Origin of the sequence: Mesorhizobium sp. B3-1-9, from assembly GCF_006439595.1 — a bacterium.
Taxonomy (GTDB): Bacteria; Pseudomonadota; Alphaproteobacteria; order Rhizobiales; family Rhizobiaceae; genus Mesorhizobium.
This window is the reverse complement of the sequence record NZ_VFTJ01000027.1, coordinates 37,331-56,369: the sequence shown is the minus strand read 5'-3', so window position 1 is coordinate 56,369 and position 19,039 is coordinate 37,331. Positions and strand designations below refer to the sequence as shown.

Genomic DNA, 19,039 nt, shown 5'->3' with positions numbered 1-19,039 from the left:
TACTTGCGCCGTCCCGTGACGCAGGCGCGATTGACCCCCATTGAGCCTTAACATAGGGTCCGCGCGACTTTTAAACAGGTTAAGGCGCAGCCCCTTAACAGCTTGGTAATGGAGCGAAATCATGTCGAAGCCCGATCTGGCGAGCCTCGAAAAGACCATCGAAAAGGCCTTCGAGGAGCGCGACACGATTTCGACCGCGACGCGCGGCGAGACGCGCGACGCCATCCAGACGGCGCTCGACCTGCTCGATCGCGGCGTCGCCCGCGTCGCCGAAAAGCGGGACGACGGCAAGTGGCACGTCAATCAATGGCTGAAGAAGGCGGTGCTGCTCTCCTTCCGGCTGAACCCGATGGAGATCATCAAGGGCGGTCCCGGCCAGGCGGTGTGGTGGGACAAGGTGCCATCCAAGTTCGACGGCTGGAGCGAAGTCGACTTCGAGAAGGCCGGCTTCCGCGCCGTGCCGTCTTCGATCGTGCGCCGCTCGGCCTATGTCGCGCCGGGCGCGGTGCTGATGCCGTCCTTCGTCAATGTCGGCGCCTATGTCGATAGGGGCACCATGGTCGACACCTGGGCCTCGGTCGGCTCCTGCGCCCAGATCGGCAAGAACGTGCATCTTTCCGGCGGCGTCGGCATCGGCGGCGTGCTGGAGCCGATGCAGGCCGGCCCGACCATCATCGAGGACAATTGCTTCATCGGCGCGCGCTCCGAAGTGGTCGAGGGCTGCATCGTGCGCGAAGGCTCGGTGCTCGGCATGGGCGTGTTCATCGGCCAGTCGACCAAGATCGTCGACCGCGCCACCGGCGAGGTCTTTTACGGCGAAGTGCCGCCGAATTCGGTGGTGGTCGCCGGATCGCTGCCGGGCAAGCCGCTGCCCAATGGCGAGCCAGGTCCCAGTCTCTACTGCGCCGTCATCGTCAAGCGCGTCGACGCCAAGACCCGTTCCAAGACCTCGATCAACGAATTGCTGCGCGATTGATCCTCCACCACGGAGCGGACGCTAGTGTCTGAAAGATCGCAATTCCTCTGGCTGTTCTTCAGCCTTTCGGGACGGCTGAGCCCGGTCGCCTATGCGCTGGCCGGGATTTTGCTGGTGCTTGTCCAGTTTTTCCCGTTCTACCAGTTCGCGCGGGTGGAGCTGAACACAAGCGCCAGCCAGAACTGGGCCATGATATGCTGGGGCGTGCTGCTCATCTCGGCCTGGGCAACGTTCGCGGTGACGGCGAAGCGCTTCCATGATTTCGGCAAGCCGACCTATTTTGCGCTGATCTCGCTGATCATCGGTCCCATCCTGCTCATCATCCTCGCCTGTTTCCGCAGCGATCCCGGACCGAACCGCTACGGCAGGCGCACCAACGCGCCGGGCGATAGCTGAGGTCGCCATGCGCTACCGCACGCTCGATCCGACGCGGATCATCGAGACCGCCCAAAGGCTGGAGGAGCGTGTCGCCGAGCGGTTCCCGGAAAAGGGCCTGCGCGCCGTCGCCGCCGAACTGGTGTCGCTGTCGCGGGACCTCGCCAAGGCCGCCAAGCAGCTGGAAGCGCCGATCTGGTGGCTGCGCGGCGTCATCGTCGCGGCCTTCATCGCCGGCGTGGCGATGTTCCTGTTCGTCGGCACCATCCTGCCGCTCGACCGCATTTCGGGCGCCGACGATGCCGTGCAGTCGATGCAGGGCATCGAGGCGACGATCAACACGGTCATCCTGGCGGTGCTCGGCCTGCTGGCGCTGATCCGCGCCGAGGAGCGGATCAAGCGCAAGAAAGTGTTCCGGCAGCTGCACGGGCTGCGCTCGCTGATCCATGTCATCGACATGCACCAGTTGACCAAGGATCCGGCGACGCTGTCGGCCGACTTCAAGCCGACCTCGCACTCACCCGCTCGCATCACCAACCCCGCCGACCTGGCGCGCTATCTCGACTATTGCTCGGAGATGCTGTCGATCACCGGCAAGATCGCGGCGCTGTTCGCGCAGTCGGTCAACGACGATGTCGTCGTCAATGCGGTCAACGACATCGAGAACCTGTCCTCCAACCTGTCGCGCAAGATCTGGCAGAAGATCACGCTGATCGAGGACCGCCGCTGACCATTTCCGGCCTAAGACCAGGCGGACCGCGCTTTGCCGCTTCCGCCTGACGCACCAGCGCGGTGACGTGTTCGTTGACCGGCGTCGGGGCGCCCGTTCGCCTGGCCAGGCGAATGACCGCGCCCTGCAATTCGTCGATCTCAGTCGGGCGGCCGCGTTTGAGGTCGTCCCACATCGACGAGCGCGCCTGATGGTCGATCGCCAGCATGCGGCGCGCCAGAAGCCCGAACAGCCAGTCGGGCAACCGCAGCACTTTCGGCAGCAGCGCCGGCGGCAGGCCGGTGATACGCGCCGGCGCTATGCCCGCCGCCCTCATCGCGGCGAGCGCCTCGTCGATCTCGGCGGCAAGGATGACGCGCCAGCTTCGGTCGGCCAGTTGCCTCGCCAGCGGCAGGTCGGAGAGCGCCACCAGGGCATTGTTGAGGTTCATCAGCAATTTGCTCCACTGCACCGCCTTCATGTCGGCGCGCGCTTCGACGGCAAGCCCGTCGACGTCGAGCAGACCGGCAAGGCCATCGACGCCATCGTCGATCATCACCTCGCCCTGGCTGGCGCGATGCGCACGCAACGGCGCCTCGCCGTCGGGCGACTGGACGACGTTGAACATGACCATGCCGGTCAGCACCCGCCGTCCAGGGAGCGCGGCGCGCAACCTGTCCGCATTGTCGACGCCGTTCTGCAGGCTGACCACCACGGCATCCGGGCGCCCGTGGGCGGCGATCAGCCCGGCCATCTCCGCGGTTGCGCCGCTCTTCACCGTCACCAGGATGACGTCCGCATCGGGGAGTGCTTCCGCCGGATCGTCCGTGGCCGAAATCGCTCGCGCTTCGACGCGGCGGTCGCGGCCGTCAAGATCGCTGACGCGCAGCCCGCTTTCGCGCATGGCCTCGACGACGCGGCCGCGACCGAGGAAGACGACCTTGCGTCCGGCGAGCGCCAGGCAGCCGCCGACATAGCAGCCGATGCTGCCGGCGCCGGCTATCGCGATGGCGCTTGTTTCACTGGCCATGCATTCGTCCTGGCTTGGCCCGCAACTTGCTATTATGCATGTCGTTTTCCCAGAAACGCCGCCCACACTTCCGGGCGACATGCATTTATACGCCACGAAAACCATATTGTCGGCGGCATGACCGGCGATGATCTGCCATCGTGACACGACAAACGCTTTCGACTATCGCTTTGCCCATGACATTGCCGACCGATCCCGCCGCGAATCTTGCCGCCCTGATCCGTTGCCCTTCCGTGACGCCCGCCGAAGGCGGGGCGCTTGCCGCGCTGGAGGGTATGCTGAAGCCGCTCGGCTTCTCGATCGAGCGACCGGTCTTCTCGGAAGACGGCACGCCGGACATCGAAAACCTCTATGCGCGGCGCTCGGGCAACGGCCCGCATCTGATGTTTGCCGGCCATACCGATGTGGTTCCGGTGGGCGACGAGGCGGCCTGGACGCATCCGCCCTTCGCCGCCGAAATCGCCAATGGCGAGATGTATGGCCGCGGCGCCGTCGACATGAAGGGCGGCATTGCCTGCTTCATTGCCGCGGTGGCGCGCCATGTCGCGAAGAATGGCGGGCCGAAAGGCTCGGTGTCGCTGCTGATCACCGGCGACGAGGAAGGACCGGCCATCAACGGCACGACGAAGCTGCTCGACTGGGCGGCGGCCAAGGGCGAGAAGTGGGACGCCTCGATCGTCGGCGAACCGACCAATCCGGATGCGCTCGGCGACATGATCAAGATCGGCCGGCGCGGTTCGCTGTCGGGCAGCGTGACCGTCAATGGACGCCAGGGCCATGCCGCCTATCCGCAGCTTGCCGACAACCCGGTGCGCGGGCTCATCAGCCTGGTCGACGCGCTGCTCCATCCGGTGTTCGACAAGGGAACGAAGGATTTCCAGCCGACCAACCTCGAAGTGACGTCGATCGATGTCGGTAATCCGGCGACCAACGTCATCCCGGCCAAGGCGACGGCCATCTTCAACATCCGCTTCAACGACACCTGGGATGCGGAGACCGTCCAGGCCGATATCCACAACCGGCTCGACCAGGCCGCCGGGCGCAAGAAATACCGGCCGGGCAAGAAGGCGCCGGTCGAGTACGAGCTTGTCTGGCGCGATCGGCCGAGCCATGTCTTCCTCACGCGTGACGAAAAGCTGATCGATACGCTGGGCAGCTCGGTCAAGGCGGTGGTCGGCAAGACGCCGGCGCTCTCCACCTCCGGCGGTACGTCGGACGCGCGCTTCATCAAGGATTATTGCCCGGTGGTCGAGTTCGGCCTGGTCGGCAAGACCATGCATATGGTGGACGAGCGCGTCGCGCTTGCCGACCTCGAGACGCTGACGCAAATCTACGAACGCTTCATCGAAGACTGGTTCGGACAAGGCCTTTCGTGACCATGCTTTCGGCGGACGAAACCTATGCTTCGCTGGCCGGCGCCTGGCGGCTGATGTTCGGCAAGGCCGACGGCTTGCGCCTGCTCGACCTTTCGGCCGACGGTTTCTGGAATTCCTTCTTCGCCATTGTCGTGGCGGCGCCGGCGCTGATCGTCGGCTGGGTCGGGATAGCCAATGAGATCGGCGATCCGGACGCCTTCGCCGGACGCCTCGGCATGCTGATACGGCTGGCGACCGTCGATATCGGCTCCTGGGTGCTGCCGCTGGTGGCGCTCGCGCTGGTCGCGCCGCGCGCCGGGATCGGCGGCCGCTTCGTCCACTATGTCGTCGCTTCCAACTGGACGTCGGCGATCATCGCCTGGCTGATGCTGCCCTCGGCGCTGCTCAGGCTCTTCCTGCCTTCGACCAGCGACGTGAACAGCCTCGTGTCGCTGTTCCTGTTCGCGCTCTCGATGGTGCTGACATGGCGCATGACCAATGCATCGATCGGCAGGGGCGCCGCCGTGGGCACCACCGTGTTCGTCGGCATGTTCATTGCCTCGCTGCTCGTCCTGTTTGGCTTGCAGGCACTGCTCGGCATCGACATACCGGACGGCACGACGGGTTAGGTCACTGTATCCTCGGCTGCGGCGTTTGGCTCTTGGGTTGCCGCCGCATAATCCACCCCGACAAGAAACAGCCCATCCGGCGGCGCTACCTGGCCGCAGGCGGCGCGGTCGCGTGCTTCGAGCGCCGCCTTGAGATCGGCGGCGCCCCAGGAGCCGTCGCCGACGCGCTTCAGCGAGCCGACCATCGAGCGAACCTGGTTGTGCAGAAAAGAGCGGGCCGAACTGCGCACCTGGATGAAGTCGCCATCGCGGCTGACGTCGAGGCGGTCAAGCGTGCGGACCGGGCTTTCGGCCTGGCACTGGGTCGAGCGGAAGGTGGTGAAATCATGCCGGCCGAGGAGCACCTTGGCAGCCTCATGCATGGCCTCGGCGTCGAGGCGCTTCGGCACCCACCAGATCTTGCCCTTTTCCAGCGCCGCCGGCGCCCGGCGATTGAGGATGCGATAGAGATAGTGGCGGCCGGTGGCGGAAAAGCGCGCGTCGAAACCGTCGGCGACGACGGCCGCATTCAGGACGGCGACGCGCGCGCCGGCCGCCTGCAGATGGGCGTTCACCGCATCGCGCACCTTGTCGCCCGACCACGCTTTGGCCAGGTCGACATGCGCCACCTGGGCAGTGGCGTGCACGCCGGCATCGGTGCGGCCGGCGGCACGTATTCTTACGGCCTCGCCGCAGAACTTTTCGATCGCCTGCTCGATCGCCTGCTGCACCGAGGGCTGGTCGGCCTGATGCTGCCAGCCGGCGAACTGGCTGCCGTCATATTCGATATCGAGCCGAAAACGCGGCATGCCAGCTGTGCTTTCGCCTTAACCTAGGCGGCTAAAGCGGTGAAGGCTGAAGCGTAGACCAGCTTGCCGGTCTCGGGCGAGTCGCCCCAGGCCAGCGCCTGCAGCGCCTCGCCCTGGTACTCGCTTTCGAACTTTCCGGCGCGGGCGTGGGTGTAGCCGAAGCGGCCGTAATAGACCGGATCGCCCAAAACCACGGCCAGCGTCTCGCCGGCTTCCTTGAGCCGCACATGCGCCTCGCGGATCAGCGCGCCGCCGATGCCGGTGCCGTGGAAGGAGGGCTCGACCGCCAGCGGCGCCAGCGCGACAGCGGCGAACTGCTTGGCGCCGTTCTGCACGAAAAGCCGCGAGAAAAGAATATGGCCGACGACCTGGCCGTCTTCCTCGGCAACCAGTTCGACGACGGCATCGCCGCCAGTGACAATCGCGTCGACCAGGCCGGCTTCCGCCTGCTGGCCAAAGGCATGCTCTTCGACGAGGCGGATCGCCTCGCGATCCCGCGGCGTCGCCGCGCGTATCGACATCATGCTCATGTGAGTTTCGTTCCTTTTTCGATCTTGGCTCCGCGCAAAAACTCCTGCGCGGCGGCAGGCCTTCCGCCCGCCCGTTGAACTTCGACCAGCCTGACCGCGCCCGACCCGCAGGCGACCGTCAGCCGGTCATCGAGAATTCCTCCCGACTCGCCGACGCCATCCGAGAGCGTCGAGCGAAGCAGTTTCAGCCGCTCCATGCGGCCGCCAATTTCGACCTCGCACCACGCGCCCGGAAAGGGCGAGAGGCCGCGAATGTGATTGTGGACTTCGCCAGAAGGCCGCGTCCAGTCTACGCGTGTCTCCGATTTATCGATCTTTCGGGCGTAGGTCACCCCTGCCGTCGCCTGTTGGGTAAATGTCAGACAATTTATCCCCAACTGGGCGAGCGCCTCAACCATCAGCGAAGCGCCCTGAACCATCAGGAGGTCGTGCAATTCGCCGGCCGTCATATCGGGTGCGATGGCGACTTTTTCAACCATTGCCACCGGCCCGGTATCCAAACCTTCTTCCATGCGCATGATCATCATGCCGGTCTCCGCATCGCCGGCCATGATCGCGCGCTGGATGGGAGCAGCACCACGCCAGCGTGGCAAAAGCGAGGCGTGGCCGTTCAGACAGCCTAGCCTCGGCGCGTCCAAAACGGCTTTCGGCAATAGCAATCCGTAGGCGACGACGACCGCGAGATCGGCCCGCAAGGCGGCGAAGGCCTGCTGCTCGGCCTCGCCTTTCAGCGATGTCGGCGTGCGCATTTCGAGCCCCAGCCGCTCGGCCTCGCGCTGCACCGGCGAGGGCGTCAATTCCAGCCCGCGCCGGCCGGCGGCGCGCGGCGGCTGCGTGTAGACGGCCGCGATCTCGTGGCCGGCCTCGGCGATGGCGCGCAAGGTCGGCACGGAAAAATCCGGCGTGCCCATGAAGATGACGCGAAGCGGCATGACGTCCTGCGATCCTGTCTCGTGGCAGCTCCAGGTGCTCGCGCGGTCCAGACCGCCCCTAGCCCACCATCTTGCCCGGCACCTTGTCCCTGGCGAGCTTCTTGAACTTCCTCACCACCATGTCGCGCTTCAGCTTCGAGATGTGGTCGATGAACAGCACGCCGTTGAGATGGTCGATCTCGTGCTGCAGGCAGGTGGCCATCAGGCCTTCCGCCTGCATCTCCTGCAACTTGCCGTCGCGGTCGAGATACTTCACCCGCACCGAAGCCGGGCGCTCGACCTCGGCATAATAGTCTGGGATCGATAGGCAGCCTTCCTCATAGACGGAACGCTGGTCGGAACTTTCGAGCACTTCCGGATTGATGAAGACATGCGGCTCCGGCGGCTCGCCTTCCTTGGCGAGGTCGATGACCAGCAGCCGCCGCGGCTCGCCGACCTGGATCGCCGCAAGGCCGATGCCCGGCGCGTCATACATGGTGTCGAGCATGTCGTCGGCGAGCTTGCGCAAATCGGCATCGACGCGCTCGACCGGCTCGGAAACCTGGCGCAGGACAGGATCGGGAAGGATGATGAGAGGCTTGATCGACATGGCGTCTCACCTAAGACCTCGCTTGAAAAGCGTCAACCGGGGCATCTTTGGCTTGTTCACGTTTTGATCTGTGCCAGGAGGCCGAATCGGTTATGCTGGCCAAATGAACGACATGACCTCCATGCTTTCCGAGCCCATCGCGCGGCTTGGCGCCACGACCATCACGCTTGGCCAGGCGCTGGCTTTCGGCGCAATCCTTCTGCTTGCGCTGTTCGTGGCGCTCGTGGTCGCCTTGTGGCGCGCGGCCGGGGCGCGCGCGGTGGCCGCCGCCGAAGCCGCCGACCATGCCCGCGATGCCGAGGCGAGGATGGCCGACATTATGCAGGCGCAGGCCGAGATGCAGGGGCGCATGGGCGCGATCGCCGAAGTGTTCGGGGCACGGCAGGCCGAGCTCACCCAGTCGCTCGGACAACGGCTCGACGCCATGACCGGGCGTCTCGGCCAGACCATGGCCGAGCAGACCAAGTCGACGCATGAGAGCCTGGCCAAGCTGCAGGAGCGGCTGGCGGTGATCGACACCGCGCAGGGCAACATCCAGTCCCTGGCCGGCCAGGTCGTGCAACTGCAGGCGATCCTCTCCAACAAGCAGACGCGCGGCGCCTTCGGCCAGTCGCGGATGGAGGCGATCGTCGCCGACGGCCTGCCGCACGGCGCCTACGAATTCCAGGCCAGTCTGAGCAATGGCAGCCGGCCCGACTGCCTGGTGCGGATGCCGAACGGCGCGCCTATGCTGGCCGTCGACGCCAAGTTCCCGCTGGAAGCCTGGAACGCCATCCGGGCCGCCGAGGGCGCCGACATGCAGAAGGCGGCGGCGCAGGCTTTTCGGCGTGACATCGAGATACATATCCGCGATATCGCCGAAAAATACCTGATCCAGGGCGAGACGCAGGACACCGCCTTCATGTTCGTGCCGTCGGAATCGGTGTTCGCCGAAATCCATGAGAACTTCGAGGCGGTGGTGCAGAAGGCGCACCGCGCCCGCGTCGTCATCGTCTCGCCCTCGCTGCTGATGCTGTCGATCCAGGTCATCCAGTCGATCCTGAAGGACGCCCGCATGCGCGAGCAGGCGCATCTGATCCAGGGCGAGGTCATCCGGCTGATGGAGGATGTGGCGCGGGTCGACGAGCGGGTGCGCCGGCTGCAGACGCATTTCGGCCAGGCAACCAAGGACATCGACGACATCCTGGTGTCGACGTCGAAAGTGACCAAGCGCGGCCAGAAGATCGAGGCGCTGGAGTTTGCCGAGGGCGAGGCCGAGCCGCCGCGCAACGGGCCGGCCAAGGTCGAGGCCGGGGCGCGCGTGGCCGATTCCAAGACGGGTCAGCTCAGGCTGCGCGTCGTCGAAGGCGACGAGTAGTCGCGGAAGATTCGGCCAATCGCCAAGGCTCGCGCCAGCTGGCCGATCCGATAGCGCTATTGCTCTTCCGTCGTCGCCATGCCCTCGAATTCCGGAAGCCAGCGCAGGGCCGACCGGTGCCATTTCTGCTGTCTGGGAACCAAGTCCTGACGCTGCCGCGCGGTCCCGACCCTGATCCCATAAACCTTCGGACCATCGCCGACCGACGTTGCATAAAGATGCGAGCCGCAGTCGGCACAAAAAGCCTGGGCGCGCCTGGCGCCGCTTGCCACGACCTTGATGTAGATCTTCGGCGCGCCCCTGGTGATCCGGTAGTCGCTTTCCGGCGCCGGAACGGTCACCCGAAAGGCCGTGCCGGTCAGCTGCTGGCAGTCGGTGCAGTGGCAGATCGAGGTCTTTTGCGGATCGACCTCCGCCTCATAGGCGATCGCGCCGCAATGACATCCGCCGTCGATCTTCATCAGCTTTCCTCCTCACGAAGTTCGTTGCGTTGAACCTAACTCTCGTCCGAAGCCTCGGCGATGGCCTCGCGCCGCTGCTCCCATGTGCCAGTCGTTTGCGGCTTGACGAAGAGCCTGGATATCTGCGGCATTTCCTGCTTCAGCCTTGCCTCCAGGCGCTCGACGCAGGCCTCGATCTCGGGCGCGGTGAGATGATCCTCGAATTCGATGCTCAAACCCGCGACGATTTCCTCCGGACCGATATGGACGCTCAGGATTCCGTTCGCCCGCTGGACCGCCGGATCCTCCTGGACGATCGCCAGCACCTTCTTCTGCACTTCGGACGAGGCAGGTTCACCGAGCAGCAGGCCCTTGCTCTCGCGCGCCAGGAAGATGGCCGTGGCGCCCAGGATGATGGCGATGCCGATCGAGCCGACGCCATCGAGCTCGGGGATTTCCAGAAGTTCGGCCGACAGGATGCCGGCGAAGGCGACGATGAGGCCAAGCAGCGCGGCGCTGTCCTCGAACAGCACCGTGTAGACGCTCGGATCCTTGCTCGATTGCACAGCCTGCAGCCAGCCTTGCTTACCCTTCTGCTGCCGGAACTCCTTCAGCGCCACCAGCCATGAGCTGCCCTCGAAGACGAAGGAGAGGGCAAGCACGATGTAGTTGACCTTGGCATTGACGACCGGTTCGGGCGCCATGATGTGGATAACGCCCTCATAGAAGGAAACGCCGGCGCCCAGCGCGAACACCAGAAGCGCCACGATGAAGCTCCAGAAATAGAGCTCGCGTCCGTGGCCGAGCGGGTGGGTGCGGTCGGGCGGCCGCGCGGCGCGGTGCATGCCATAGAGCAGGAGCCCGCCATTGCCGGTGTCGACCAGCGAATGCACGCCTTCCGACAGCATGGAGGACGAACCGGTGAAGAACGCCGCCGCGAATTTGGTCAGCGCGATCGCCAAATTGCCGGCGAGCGCGGCATAGATCACTCGTCTTGACCCGCTATGTCCTGCCATTCGATCTCCCGGCGCGCCCGAGCATTGATGCCCACCCGGGCGAAACTCCACAGACAATGCGCCAGGCAGTCCGAAGTTCAAGCCACCACAGCGCGCTCGAGCCAGCATGGCGTCGGGAAACCGGTTGACATCCGGCTGGACGGCTTCGCAAGCGAGGCGGGGCCTCTTGCGGTCCGGCATTTCTCTTGTTTCACTTGCACGTCCACAATCGGAGGAGCGAATCATGGCTAAAGGTGCGATGAAGGCGGGCAAGGAAGCCCGCAAGCCGAAGAAGGACGCCAAGAAGCCCGCTGCGGCCCCGGCTCCGAAGGCGCCGCCGGTCAAGGCGATGCGCATAAAGGAAAAGTAAGCGGCCGAAATTCGGTCGATCCGGCTCAATGCAGACTTTGAACCGGCGGCATGACAATGCTGCCGGTGTTTTGTTGATCGGGAAACAGGCCACCCCATATCAAGGGCGAGGACGACCTCGCTTCCCCGAAAACCGGCCGGGACGACCCGCCACCAGGCATCTCAAGTGATGCCGGAATGACGGAGTGTCTTCGATGTCCTGGATTCTTCTTTTCTTCGCCGGCCTGTTCGAGATCGGCTGGGCGATCGGCCTCAAATATACCGACGGCTTCTCGAAGCCGCTGCCGACCCTTCTCACCATTGCCTCGATGATCGTCAGCCTCGGCCTGCTCGGGCTGGCGCTGAAGACGCTGCCCGTCGGCACGGCCTACGCGGTGTGGACCGGAATCGGCACCGTCGGCACGGCGCTGCTCGGCATCTGGCTGCTCGGCGAGCCCGCGACGATTGTCCGGCTCGCCTGTATCGGCCTGATCGTCTGCGGCATCGTCGGGCTGAAACTGGTCGCCTAAAAGCGCGTCGCGTCGAAACGGATTCACGCGATGCGCTTTAAGCCTTTGTTTTCATGCATGTCGTTATCGCAAAACCGAGGTCACTTTTGCGCGACATGCATTAGCCCGTTATCCGCAGCACAAACGCGTTCAGGGCCGCTTTCGGCGACCCTGAACCATTTTTCCTGGAATTGCTCTAGCGGGCGGAGAAGCCCGGAGGCGTGCGGCCGACGCGTGCCTTGCGAGCGGCGTAGCGTGCGTCACGCTTGGCCTTGCGCGCGGCCTCATCGGCGAGTTCGAAAGCGATGCGCTCGGAGTCCTCGGCCTCGCGGCGCTTGGCCTCTTCGGCCGCCGCAGCTTCCGCCGCAAGACGCGCCGCTTCAGCAATCGCCTCGCGCTCGGCCTTCTGGGCCGCTTCGCGCGCCAGCTTTTCCTGCTTCAGCCTTGCCTTTTCCGCCTCGCGGATGGCGCGGGCCTCAAGGATAGCCTTGCGTTCGGCCTGGCGAGCCAGCACTGTCGGATCATCCGCCGCCGGTTTTGCCTTGAAGCGCTCGAGCAGCGCCTTCTTTGCCTCGTTCGCGGCATTGCGCCGCTCGAAAATGTCTTTTTCCCTGTAGATAGCCAAGTGCACTTCCCTGCAGTCTATTCGCGACGCTTACATACGCGTGAAAGCGGCAAGTTCAAGCGCCAAAACGGTATACCAGCCATGAAAAATCCGGGCTTGTTGCCGAAGGGATACGGCTCGGCAGCGCGCGATGCACTGTTCACAGATCGCACCTCTGGCGGGCAGAACGGTAGATGGCTACCTCTAGTGCCGACAAGCAACACCCATATGAACACCTCAGGATAAAAACCAGATGGAACTCGGTCTCTACACTTTCGCCGATGTCAGCCCGGAGCCGGGTGTCGGCGCGATTGGCCCGCATGAGCGGCTGCGCAACCTCATCGAGGAAATCGAGCTGGCCGACCAGGTCGGCCTCGACGTGTTCGGCCTCGGCGAGCATCACCGCCCCGACTATGCCGCCTCGGCTCCGGTCGTGGCGCTGGCCGCGGCGGCCGAGCGCACGAAGCGCATCCGCCTGACCAGCGCGGTCACGGTGCTTTCCTCCGACGATCCGGTGCGCGTCTTCCAGCAATTCGCGACGCTCGACCTTCTGTCCGGCGGCCGCGCCGAGATCATGGCCGGGCGCGGCTCCTTCATCGAATCCTTCCCGCTGTTCGGCTACAATCTCGAGGACTATGACGAGCTCTTCGCCGAGAAGCTCGACCTGTTGCTCGCCATCCGCGACCAGGTGACAGTGACGTGGCAGGGCAAGCTGCGCGCGCCGATCAACGGCCGCGGCGTCTATCCGCGACCGTTGCAGGAAAAACTGCCGGTCTGGATCGCCATTGGCGGCACGCCGCAATCCGCCGCCCGCGCCGGCGTGCTCGGCCTGCCGCTGGCCCTGGCCATCATCGGCGGCGAGCCGGCGCGTTTCGCGCCGCTGTTCGATATCTATCGCGAGGCGGCGCGGCGCGCCGGCACCGACCCCGCAACGCTTGCCACCAGCATAAACGTGCACGGCTTCATCGCCGAGACGACCGAACAGGCGGCCGACGATTTCTACGGACCGCAGGCCGAAGTAATGAACCGCATCGGCCGCGAGCGCGGCTGGGGCCCAACCTCGCGCGCCCATTTCGACCAGGCGCGCGGACCCAACGGCGCGCTCTTCGTCGGCAATCCTGAAACTGTGGCGGAAAAGATCGTCGCCCAGCACAAGATCTTCGGCAACGACCGCTTCCTGCTGCAGATGGCGATCGGCACCATGCCGCATGCCAAGATCATGAAGGCGATCGAGCTCTACGGCACCAGGGTGGCGCCGATCGTGCGCAAGGAGACGGCGAAGGCCGCGCCCGCCATCTTGGCGCCCGTCGCCTGAGCGGCAGTCGAAGCCGGTCTCCAGATGCTAGAGCAATTCCAGGAAAAGTGTGAGCGGTTTTCCGTCCGGAATTGCGTAGAAACAAAGAGATAGAGCGGTTCGCCGTTTCCGTGAAACGGTGAAACGCGCTAGGCCTCTGGATGCCCGGCGCCGACGGCCATTTCGGCATGGAGCGTCTCGGTTGTCTCATCGGCCGGGAACATGCACTCGACACGCGGTTCCTGGGCGGCGACGGTTTGCGGCTCGATCTGTCGTCGCGAAAGCCTGCCCCGTATTAGGCCAGGCCGGCGCGGCGGCTCAATTACACGTCATGTAATAGCGCGACCGCATGAGCGATGCCGGGGAAAGCCGGCTCATGGAACCTTGCCCGGAACTCCCGCGTTTCGCGCAGAAGCCTGCCATGCATTCATTGTTTGGGTGACGGGCTGCAAGGGGAACCGATGAAAACCGAACCGATTGCTTCGGGCGCGAGCGTTGCCGAAAGCCCTGATCCGCGTGCCAACGCCCGGGCGGACATGCGCTTGACGCGGTCGCTGGTGATCGGGATTTTCATTCTGCTGACGATCGCAGCGCTCTACTTCGCCCGTGACTTCTTCATGCCGGTGATCCTCGCCTTCCTGCTGGCGCTGACGCTGACGCCGATCGTGCGCTTCCTGCGCAAGCACGGCGTACCGGAGGTGGTTTCGGCGACGCTGCTGGTGCTGCTTTCCATCTTTGTTTTCGTCGTCGCGGGCTATCTGCTCAGCGGTCCGGTCATCGACCTCATCAACAACTCCTATTCGATCGGCCAGCAGCTCACCGAGCGGCTGGCACCGTTCAAGCGGCCGCTCGAACGGGTGATGGATCTCGCGCATCAGCTCGAAGCGCTGACCGAGACTTCGCAGGAGCCAGGCGTGCAGCGGGTCGCGGTGGCGCCTTCCGGCGTTCTGTCCACGGCGGCCAGCAATATCCTGGAAGCCGGCACCTCGATCACCATCGTCTTCGTGCTGTCGCTGTTCCTGCTCGCCTCGGGCACGCTGTTCTACGAGAAGATCGTGCAGTCCTTCACCAGCATGACCCAGAAGAAGCGGGCGCTGCGCGTGGTCTATGACGTCGAGCACGAAATCTCGCACTATCTGCTTACCGTTGCCCTGATCAATGCCGGCCTCGGCACGACAATCGGGCTGGGCCTCTGGGGGCTCGGCATGCCCACCCCGCTGGTGTGGGGCGCGGCGGCGGCGCTGCTCAATTTCCTGCCCTATGTCGGCGCGCTGATGACCGTCCTGCTCGTCGCCATCATCGCGCTGATCAGCTTCGACACGATCGCCTATGCGCTGCTGCCGCCGGCTTTCGTGGTGTTGTGCGATATCGTCGAAGGCCAGTTCGTGACGCCGACGGTGGTCGGCCGGCGCCTCGAGATCAACGCGGTGGCGATCTTAATCGCCATCGCCTTCTGGTCATGGCTATGGGGCTTCGTCGGCGCGCTGATGGCGGTGCCGTTGCTGGTCGTCATCAAGGTCTTCTGCGACCATTTCGAGGGCTTGAGCCATGTCGGCAACTTCCTCGCGGCGCAGCAGTCCATGGCCGTGGACGAGGAAGCGACCGAGAACAATCACAAATCCGCGCCCTGAAACCCTGGCATAATCTCAAACCTCGCACATTGTTTGCGGCACCGCCGGCGAGTGCCTATATCGGACCGGTCAAGCCGGACCTGTCCCCTGAATGAGCGACTTCGATCTCGATGGCTATTTCGCCCGGATAGGCTATGACGGGCCAACCGACGTTTCGCTCGCCACGCTGCAGGCGCTGCACGCAATCCACCCGCGGGCGATCCCGTTCGAGAACATCGACGCCTTGATGGGCGTTTCCGTCGGCCTGGACATCGCTTCGCTGCAGGACAAGATTTTTAGCCAGGGCCGCGGCGGCTATTGCTTCGAGCACAATCTGATCTTCATGCATGCGCTTGACGCGCTGGGCTTCACCGTCGGCGGGCTCGCCGCCCGCGTGCTCTGGGGCCAGCCTGATGACGCCATTACGGCGCGCAGCCATATGCTGTTGCGCATCGAGCTTGGCGGCCGTGCCTATATCGCCGATGTTGGCTTCGGCGGCCTGACGCTGACGGCGCCGTTGCTGCTGGAGCCGGGCCTCGAACAGCAGACGCCGCACGAGGCCTTCCGCGTCGTCGGAACCGGCGACCATTTCCGCCTGCAGGCAGGCATTGGCGGTGATTGGCGCACGCTCTACCGCTTCGACATGAGCCAAGCCTATGAGGTCGATTACCGGGTCGCCAGCCATTTCCTGTCGACGCATCCGAGCTCGCATTTCCTGACGACGCTGGTGGCCGCGCTCGCCTTGCCCGACCGACGCTATGCGCTGCGCAACAACCGGCTGTCGACACATCATGCCGGCGGCCGCAGCGAGCAGCGCGAAATCGCGATGGCCGCCGAACTCGCCGACGTGCTGGAGAACCAGCTCGCCATCGTCATTCCCGACCGCGCCGCCTTCGAGACAAGGCTGCGGGAAAAACGCATCGTGGAGACCTGACCAATGACGGACCTTTCGGTTCTCGACCTGTCGCCGATCACGCAAGGCAGCACCGCAACGCAGTCGCTCGCCAATTCGCTCGACCTTGCCCGCCATGCCGAGCGGCTGGGCTACAAGCGTTACTGGCTGGCCGAGCACCACAACATGCCGGGCATTGCCAGCGCCGCGACGTCCGTCGTGATCGCGCATGTCGCCGGTGGCACCAAGTCGATCCGCGTCGGCGCCGGCGGCATCATGCTGCCCAACCATGCGCCACTGGTGATCGCCGAGCAGTTCGGCACGCTGGCCGCGCTTTTTCCCGGCCGCATCGACCTCGGTCTCGGCCGCGCGCCGGGCACCGACATGCTGACCGCGCGAGCGCTGCGCCGCAACCTGGAGTCCACCGATAACTTCCCGCAGGACGTGGTCGAGCTGATGGGCTATTTCCAGCCGGCCGAGGAAGGCCAGCGCATCCGCGCGGTGCCCGGCGAAGGCCAGACCGTACCGGTCTGGATCCTCGGCTCCAGCCTCTATGGCGCGCAGCTCGCGGCACTTCTCGGCCTGCCTTACGCCTTCGCCTCGCATTTCGCGCCGGCCGAGCTCGACCATGCGCTGGAGGTTTATCGCACGCGGTTCCAGCCCTCGGCGCAGCTCGACAAACCCTATGTCATGCTCGGCCTCAATGTCTTTGCCGCGCCGACCGACGCCGAAGCGAAGCTTCTGTTCAGCTCGCTGCAGCAGGCCTTCGTCAATCTGCGCAGCGGCCGGCCCGGCCAGTTGCCGCCGCCGGTCGAGAATTACGACCGCGATCTCGATGCCGTCGCGAAGAGCATGCTTGCCCAGGCGCTGTCCTGCGCCGTCGTCGGCTCGCCGGAAACGGTGCGCCAGGGCATCGACGCCTTCATAGGCCGCACCGGCGCCGACGAATTGATGGTGACGGCGCAGTGCTTCGATCACGCGGCGCGCGTGCGTTCCTTCGAGATCCTCGCCGACGTGCACAAATCGACGTCGAAGGCGGCCTGAGAGGGCCGCTTTTGAATGACACACCGGTCTGCTAAGGGCGCGGACGGCCTTTCCTCAACAAAGATTTCCCCCGTGACCCACGACCTCGACGACCGCATGCATTTTGCCATCGACCTGGCGCGGCGCGCCGGCGAGCTGGGCCTCAAATATTTTCGCGACCTCGACAATTTGACCGTCGAGAGCAAGGGCCACCAGGACCTGGTTTCCGAAGGCGACCGCGAGGTCGAGCTGTTCATCCGCGCGGCGATTGCCGAGGCCTATCCGCAAGACGGCATCGTTGGCGAGGAGCACGCGGCCGTGGCCGGAACAACCGGTCATGTCTGGGTGATCGACCCGATCGACGGCACCGCCAATTTCGTGCGTGGCATTCCCGCCTGGTGCGTGGTGATCGCCTGTGCCAGGGATGGCGAGACAGAGGTCGGCGTCATCCATGAGCCTTCGACCGACGAGACCTTCTACGGCCGGCTCGGCGGCGGCGCCTTCCTCAACGGCAAGCCGATCAAGGCCAGCGATGCCACCTCGCTTTCGGAAGGTTCGGTCGGGACCGGGCTCTCCAACCGCGCTTCGACCACGAATGTCGTCGTGCTCATCGGCCTGATCATGGGCGAAGGCGGCGTCTTCTACCGCAATGCTTCTGGAGCGCTGATGCTTGCCTATGCGGCGTCCGGCCGGCTGATCGGCTATATCGAGGAGCACATGAATGCCTGGGACTGCCTGGCCGGCATGCTGCTGGTCCAAGAGGCCGGCGGCACGGTGCTGAAAGCGGATCCGAAGAGGGTGCTCGCCCAGGGCACGCGGGTGATCACCGGCGGCAAACACATCTTCCCCAAGCTGCAGCTGCTTTGCGAGACCGCCTTCGGATTTACGCGCTGACTGTCTGCGCGACCGCTCCCAGCGGCCGGCACGAATTGCGGATCATCAGCCGGCCCTTGAGGACGAGCTTGCGCGGCGGCGCGTCGCGATTGCCGGCCAGCCGGTCGAGCAGAAGGTTCGCCGCCTGCTCGCCGATCGCCTGCACGGGCTGCGCCACGGTGGTCAGCTGCGGCACGAACACGTCCGACCAGGGAAAATCGTCGAAGCAGGCGACCGAGATGTCCTCGGGGCAGGATAGGCCGATGTCGCGGATCGCCTTCATGGTGCCGATCACCATCGGGTTGTTGGCCGAGAAGATCGCGCTTGGCCGGTCGTGCAGCGACAAGAGCTGCATGGTCGCGTTGTAGCCGTCGATCTCGTGGAAATTGCCGGAGCGCACGAGCTCCTCAGCCACCGGCAGGCCGGCCGCCTGCAGCGCCTCGCGGTAGCCGATCATGCGGTCATGCATGGGGGATATGTCGGAGGTGCCGGTGATGTAGCCGATGCGCCGGTGGCCAAGATGGATCAGATAGGTGACGGCGTCGAACACGGCGCGCTGGTTGTCCAGCACCACCGCATCGGTGTCGACGCCTTCGCAGAGACGGTCGAGCAGCACCACCGGGACATTCGCGTCCTCGACGATGCTCTTCAAAATGCCGCCGTCGCCGACGCGGGCCACGATCAGCCCGTCGACCATGCGGTCGAGCAGCAGGCGTATCTGCTCGTCCTGCGTGTTCAAATCCTCGTCCGTGCAGCACAGCATGACGGCATAGCCGGCGCGGTCGAACGCCTGCTGGATGACCGAGACGACATCGGTGAAGAACGGGTTGGTGATGTGCGGCACGGTGAGGCCGATGGTCCGCGTGGTGCCCATCTTGAGGCTGCGGGCGATGGCATTGCGCTTGTAGCCGATGTCGCGGATCGCCTGCTCGATGCGCTGGGTAAGCTCCGGACTGACGGTGGCGGTGCCGTTCAGCAATGCCGACACGGTAGCCACGGACACACGCGCCGCTTCCGCCACATGCAGCATGGTCGGCGCCGTGGATTTCCGCTGTTTTTTCCGCCCTGATACCGTCATTTTCGAAACGTTTAGCCACCCTTATTTGGCTAAACCTACGTAAACCCGGCGTTTTTCGCAAGAATTGAAATGCATCAATCCTCGGTGAGGAGATAGACGCTTG

General features: G+C 64.8%; 22 protein-coding genes. 13 read left to right on the top strand and 9 right to left on the bottom strand.

From position 1 onward, the window contains the following. Positions 1–121 precede the first annotated feature (121 nt). Genes dapD through FJW07_RS29375 form a run of 3 tightly spaced genes read left to right on the top strand, consistent with a single transcriptional unit; the run spans position 122 to position 2,081 of the window. The gene (gene dapD, locus FJW07_RS29385) at positions 122–976 is read left to right on the top strand and encodes a 2,3,4,5-tetrahydropyridine-2,6-dicarboxylate N-succinyltransferase (RefSeq protein ID WP_140859664.1); all 855 of its coding nucleotides are present in this window, start codon (positions 122–124) and stop codon (positions 974–976) included. 24 nt (positions 977–1,000) lie between these two features. Further along, entirely contained in the window at positions 1,001–1,372 is a 372-nt protein-coding gene (locus tag FJW07_RS29380) for a DUF805 domain-containing protein (protein WP_140641942.1), read from the top strand. Between the two features lie 7 nt (positions 1,373–1,379). Continuing rightward, entirely contained in the window at positions 1,380–2,081 is a 702-nt protein-coding gene (locus FJW07_RS29375; RefSeq protein WP_140859663.1) for a hypothetical protein, read from the top strand. Here the strand turns inward: FJW07_RS29375 and FJW07_RS29370 are convergent. Then, positions 2,056–3,090 carry a 2-dehydropantoate 2-reductase gene (locus FJW07_RS29370; protein ID WP_140859662.1) on the bottom strand — a complete coding sequence of 345 codons (1,035 nt, stop codon included), beginning with the start codon at positions 3,088–3,090 and terminating at the stop codon, positions 2,056–2,058. The genes FJW07_RS29375 and FJW07_RS29370 overlap by 26 nt on opposite strands. A gap of 176 nt (positions 3,091–3,266) precedes the next feature. On the opposite strand from FJW07_RS29370, the gene dapE reads away from it, so the two are divergent. Together dapE and FJW07_RS29360 are read left to right on the top strand one after the other, a co-directional pair. Then, positions 3,267–4,466, top strand: coding sequence for a succinyl-diaminopimelate desuccinylase (gene dapE, locus FJW07_RS29365; RefSeq protein ID WP_140859661.1), 1,200 nt, complete (start codon positions 3,267–3,269; stop codon positions 4,464–4,466). A gap of 2 nt (positions 4,467–4,468) precedes the next feature. Then, on the top strand, positions 4,469–5,074 hold the full coding sequence (locus tag FJW07_RS29360) for a transporter (protein ID WP_140642079.1): 606 nt from the start codon (positions 4,469–4,471) through the stop codon (positions 5,072–5,074). On the opposite strand, the gene truA is transcribed toward FJW07_RS29360, so the two are convergent. From truA to def, 4 genes are read right to left on the bottom strand one after another with little or no spacing between them, the layout of a single operon-like run. Next, complete coding sequence (gene truA, locus FJW07_RS29355; RefSeq protein ID WP_140859660.1) at positions 5,071–5,862, bottom strand: tRNA pseudouridine(38-40) synthase TruA; 792 nt, start codon at positions 5,860–5,862, stop codon at positions 5,071–5,073. The genes FJW07_RS29360 and truA overlap by 4 nt on opposite strands. 23 nt (positions 5,863–5,885) lie before the next feature. Next, a complete protein-coding gene (locus tag FJW07_RS29350) occupies positions 5,886–6,392 on the bottom strand; it encodes an N-acetyltransferase (protein ID WP_140641953.1) in 507 nt (168 codons plus the stop codon). Continuing rightward, positions 6,389–7,324, bottom strand: coding sequence for a methionyl-tRNA formyltransferase (gene fmt, locus FJW07_RS29345; protein ID WP_140859659.1), 936 nt, complete (start codon positions 7,322–7,324; stop codon positions 6,389–6,391). The genes FJW07_RS29350 and fmt overlap by 4 nt, the downstream gene beginning before the upstream one ends. 58 nt (positions 7,325–7,382) lie before the next feature. Next, a complete protein-coding gene (gene def / locus FJW07_RS29340) occupies positions 7,383–7,913 on the bottom strand; it encodes a peptide deformylase (RefSeq protein WP_140709207.1) in 531 nt (176 codons plus the stop codon). Between the two features lie 103 nt (positions 7,914–8,016). On the opposite strand from def, the gene FJW07_RS29335 reads away from it, so the two are divergent. Further along, positions 8,017–9,270, top strand: a complete 1,254-nt coding sequence (locus FJW07_RS29335; protein ID WP_140709209.1) for a DNA recombination protein RmuC — start codon at positions 8,017–8,019, stop codon at positions 9,268–9,270. A gap of 56 nt (positions 9,271–9,326) precedes the next feature. Here the strand turns inward: FJW07_RS29335 and FJW07_RS29330 are convergent, their stop codons facing one another. Both FJW07_RS29330 and FJW07_RS29325 read right to left on the bottom strand, forming a co-directional pair. Beyond that, entirely contained in the window at positions 9,327–9,731 is a 405-nt protein-coding gene (locus FJW07_RS29330) for a GFA family protein (protein ID WP_140641961.1), read from the bottom strand. A 35-nt stretch (positions 9,732–9,766) separates the two neighbouring features. After that, complete coding sequence (locus tag FJW07_RS29325) at positions 9,767–10,726, bottom strand: cation diffusion facilitator family transporter (RefSeq protein ID WP_140641963.1); 960 nt, start codon at positions 10,724–10,726, stop codon at positions 9,767–9,769. Positions 10,727–10,949: 223 nt separating this feature from the next. Here FJW07_RS29325 and FJW07_RS32320 point away from each other — a divergent pair, with 223 nt between their 5' ends. Both FJW07_RS32320 and sugE read left to right on the top strand, forming a co-directional pair. Further along, entirely contained in the window at positions 10,950–11,075 is a 126-nt protein-coding gene (locus tag FJW07_RS32320; RefSeq protein WP_095819016.1) for a hypothetical protein, read from the top strand. A gap of 193 nt (positions 11,076–11,268) precedes the next feature. Beyond that, positions 11,269–11,583 carry a quaternary ammonium compound efflux SMR transporter SugE gene (gene sugE, locus FJW07_RS29315; RefSeq protein ID WP_140709213.1) on the top strand — a complete coding sequence of 105 codons (315 nt, stop codon included), beginning with the start codon at positions 11,269–11,271 and terminating at the stop codon, positions 11,581–11,583. A 175-nt stretch (positions 11,584–11,758) separates the two neighbouring features. Here the strand turns inward: sugE and FJW07_RS29310 are convergent, their stop codons facing one another. Continuing rightward, positions 11,759–12,187: a DUF6481 family protein gene (locus FJW07_RS29310; RefSeq protein WP_140641967.1), complete on the bottom strand. Its 429-nt coding sequence runs from the start codon at positions 12,185–12,187 to the stop codon at positions 11,759–11,761. Positions 12,188–12,419: 232 nt separating this feature from the next. On the opposite strand from FJW07_RS29310, the gene FJW07_RS29305 reads away from it, so the two are divergent. The 5 genes from FJW07_RS29305 to FJW07_RS29280 all read left to right on the top strand — a co-directional run bounded on the left by FJW07_RS29305 (position 12,420) and on the right by FJW07_RS29280 (position 17,879). Continuing rightward, positions 12,420–13,481: an LLM class flavin-dependent oxidoreductase gene (locus FJW07_RS29305; protein ID WP_140859658.1), complete on the top strand. Its 1,062-nt coding sequence runs from the start codon at positions 12,420–12,422 to the stop codon at positions 13,479–13,481. A 440-nt stretch (positions 13,482–13,921) separates the two neighbouring features. Then, a complete protein-coding gene (locus tag FJW07_RS29295; protein WP_140641971.1) occupies positions 13,922–15,091 on the top strand; it encodes an AI-2E family transporter in 1,170 nt (389 codons plus the stop codon). A 91-nt stretch (positions 15,092–15,182) separates the two neighbouring features. Further along, positions 15,183–16,004, top strand: coding sequence for an arylamine N-acetyltransferase (locus FJW07_RS29290; RefSeq protein ID WP_140859657.1), 822 nt, complete (start codon positions 15,183–15,185; stop codon positions 16,002–16,004). Between the two features lie 3 nt (positions 16,005–16,007). Continuing rightward, positions 16,008–17,006 carry an LLM class flavin-dependent oxidoreductase gene (locus FJW07_RS29285; RefSeq protein WP_140859656.1) on the top strand — a complete coding sequence of 333 codons (999 nt, stop codon included), beginning with the start codon at positions 16,008–16,010 and terminating at the stop codon, positions 17,004–17,006. 72 nt (positions 17,007–17,078) lie between these two features. Next, a complete protein-coding gene (locus FJW07_RS29280) occupies positions 17,079–17,879 on the top strand; it encodes an inositol monophosphatase family protein (RefSeq protein ID WP_140859655.1) in 801 nt (266 codons plus the stop codon). Here the strand turns inward: FJW07_RS29280 and FJW07_RS29275 are convergent. Further along, the gene (locus FJW07_RS29275; RefSeq protein WP_140641981.1) at positions 17,869–18,888 is read right to left on the bottom strand and encodes a LacI family DNA-binding transcriptional regulator; all 1,020 of its coding nucleotides are present in this window, start codon (positions 18,886–18,888) and stop codon (positions 17,869–17,871) included. The genes FJW07_RS29280 and FJW07_RS29275 overlap by 11 nt on opposite strands. Between the last annotated feature and the right edge of the window lie 151 nt (positions 18,889–19,039).

Excerpts from the sequence above, each read along its gene's own strand:
- dapD (WP_140859664.1), top strand. The coding sequence starts at position 122 with ATGTCGAAGCCCGATCTGGCGAGCCTCGAAAAGACCATCGAAAAGGCC.
- FJW07_RS29375 (WP_140859663.1), top strand. The coding sequence starts at position 1,380 with ATGCGCTACCGCACGCTCGATCCGACGCGGATCATCGAGACCGCCCAA.
- FJW07_RS29370 (WP_140859662.1), bottom strand. The coding sequence starts at position 3,090 with ATGGCCAGTGAAACAAGCGCCATCGCGATAGCCGGCGCCGGCAGCATC.
- dapE (WP_140859661.1), top strand. The coding sequence starts at position 3,267 with ATGACATTGCCGACCGATCCCGCCGCGAATCTTGCCGCCCTGATCCGT.
- FJW07_RS29360 (WP_140642079.1), top strand. The coding sequence starts at position 4,469 with ATGCTTTCGGCGGACGAAACCTATGCTTCGCTGGCCGGCGCCTGGCGG.
- truA (WP_140859660.1), bottom strand. The coding sequence starts at position 5,862 with ATGCCGCGTTTTCGGCTCGATATCGAATATGACGGCAGCCAGTTCGCC.
- FJW07_RS29350 (WP_140641953.1), bottom strand. The coding sequence starts at position 6,392 with ATGAGCATGATGTCGATACGCGCGGCGACGCCGCGGGATCGCGAGGCG.
- fmt (WP_140859659.1), bottom strand. The coding sequence starts at position 7,324 with ATGCCGCTTCGCGTCATCTTCATGGGCACGCCGGATTTTTCCGTGCCG.
- def (WP_140709207.1), bottom strand. The coding sequence starts at position 7,913 with ATGTCGATCAAGCCTCTCATCATCCTTCCCGATCCTGTCCTGCGCCAG.
- FJW07_RS29335 (WP_140709209.1), top strand. The coding sequence starts at position 8,017 with ATGAACGACATGACCTCCATGCTTTCCGAGCCCATCGCGCGGCTTGGC.
- FJW07_RS29330 (WP_140641961.1), bottom strand. The coding sequence starts at position 9,731 with ATGAAGATCGACGGCGGATGTCATTGCGGCGCGATCGCCTATGAGGCG.
- FJW07_RS29325 (WP_140641963.1), bottom strand. The coding sequence starts at position 10,726 with ATGGCAGGACATAGCGGGTCAAGACGAGTGATCTATGCCGCGCTCGCC.
- FJW07_RS32320 (WP_095819016.1), top strand. The coding sequence starts at position 10,950 with ATGGCTAAAGGTGCGATGAAGGCGGGCAAGGAAGCCCGCAAGCCGAAG.
- sugE (WP_140709213.1), top strand. The coding sequence starts at position 11,269 with ATGTCCTGGATTCTTCTTTTCTTCGCCGGCCTGTTCGAGATCGGCTGG.
- FJW07_RS29305 (WP_140859658.1), top strand. The coding sequence starts at position 12,420 with ATGGAACTCGGTCTCTACACTTTCGCCGATGTCAGCCCGGAGCCGGGT.
- FJW07_RS29295 (WP_140641971.1), top strand. The coding sequence starts at position 13,922 with ATGAAAACCGAACCGATTGCTTCGGGCGCGAGCGTTGCCGAAAGCCCT.
- FJW07_RS29290 (WP_140859657.1), top strand. The coding sequence starts at position 15,183 with ATGAGCGACTTCGATCTCGATGGCTATTTCGCCCGGATAGGCTATGAC.
- FJW07_RS29285 (WP_140859656.1), top strand. The coding sequence starts at position 16,008 with ATGACGGACCTTTCGGTTCTCGACCTGTCGCCGATCACGCAAGGCAGC.
- FJW07_RS29275 (WP_140641981.1), bottom strand. The coding sequence starts at position 18,888 with ATGCTGCATGTGGCGGAAGCGGCGCGTGTGTCCGTGGCTACCGTGTCG.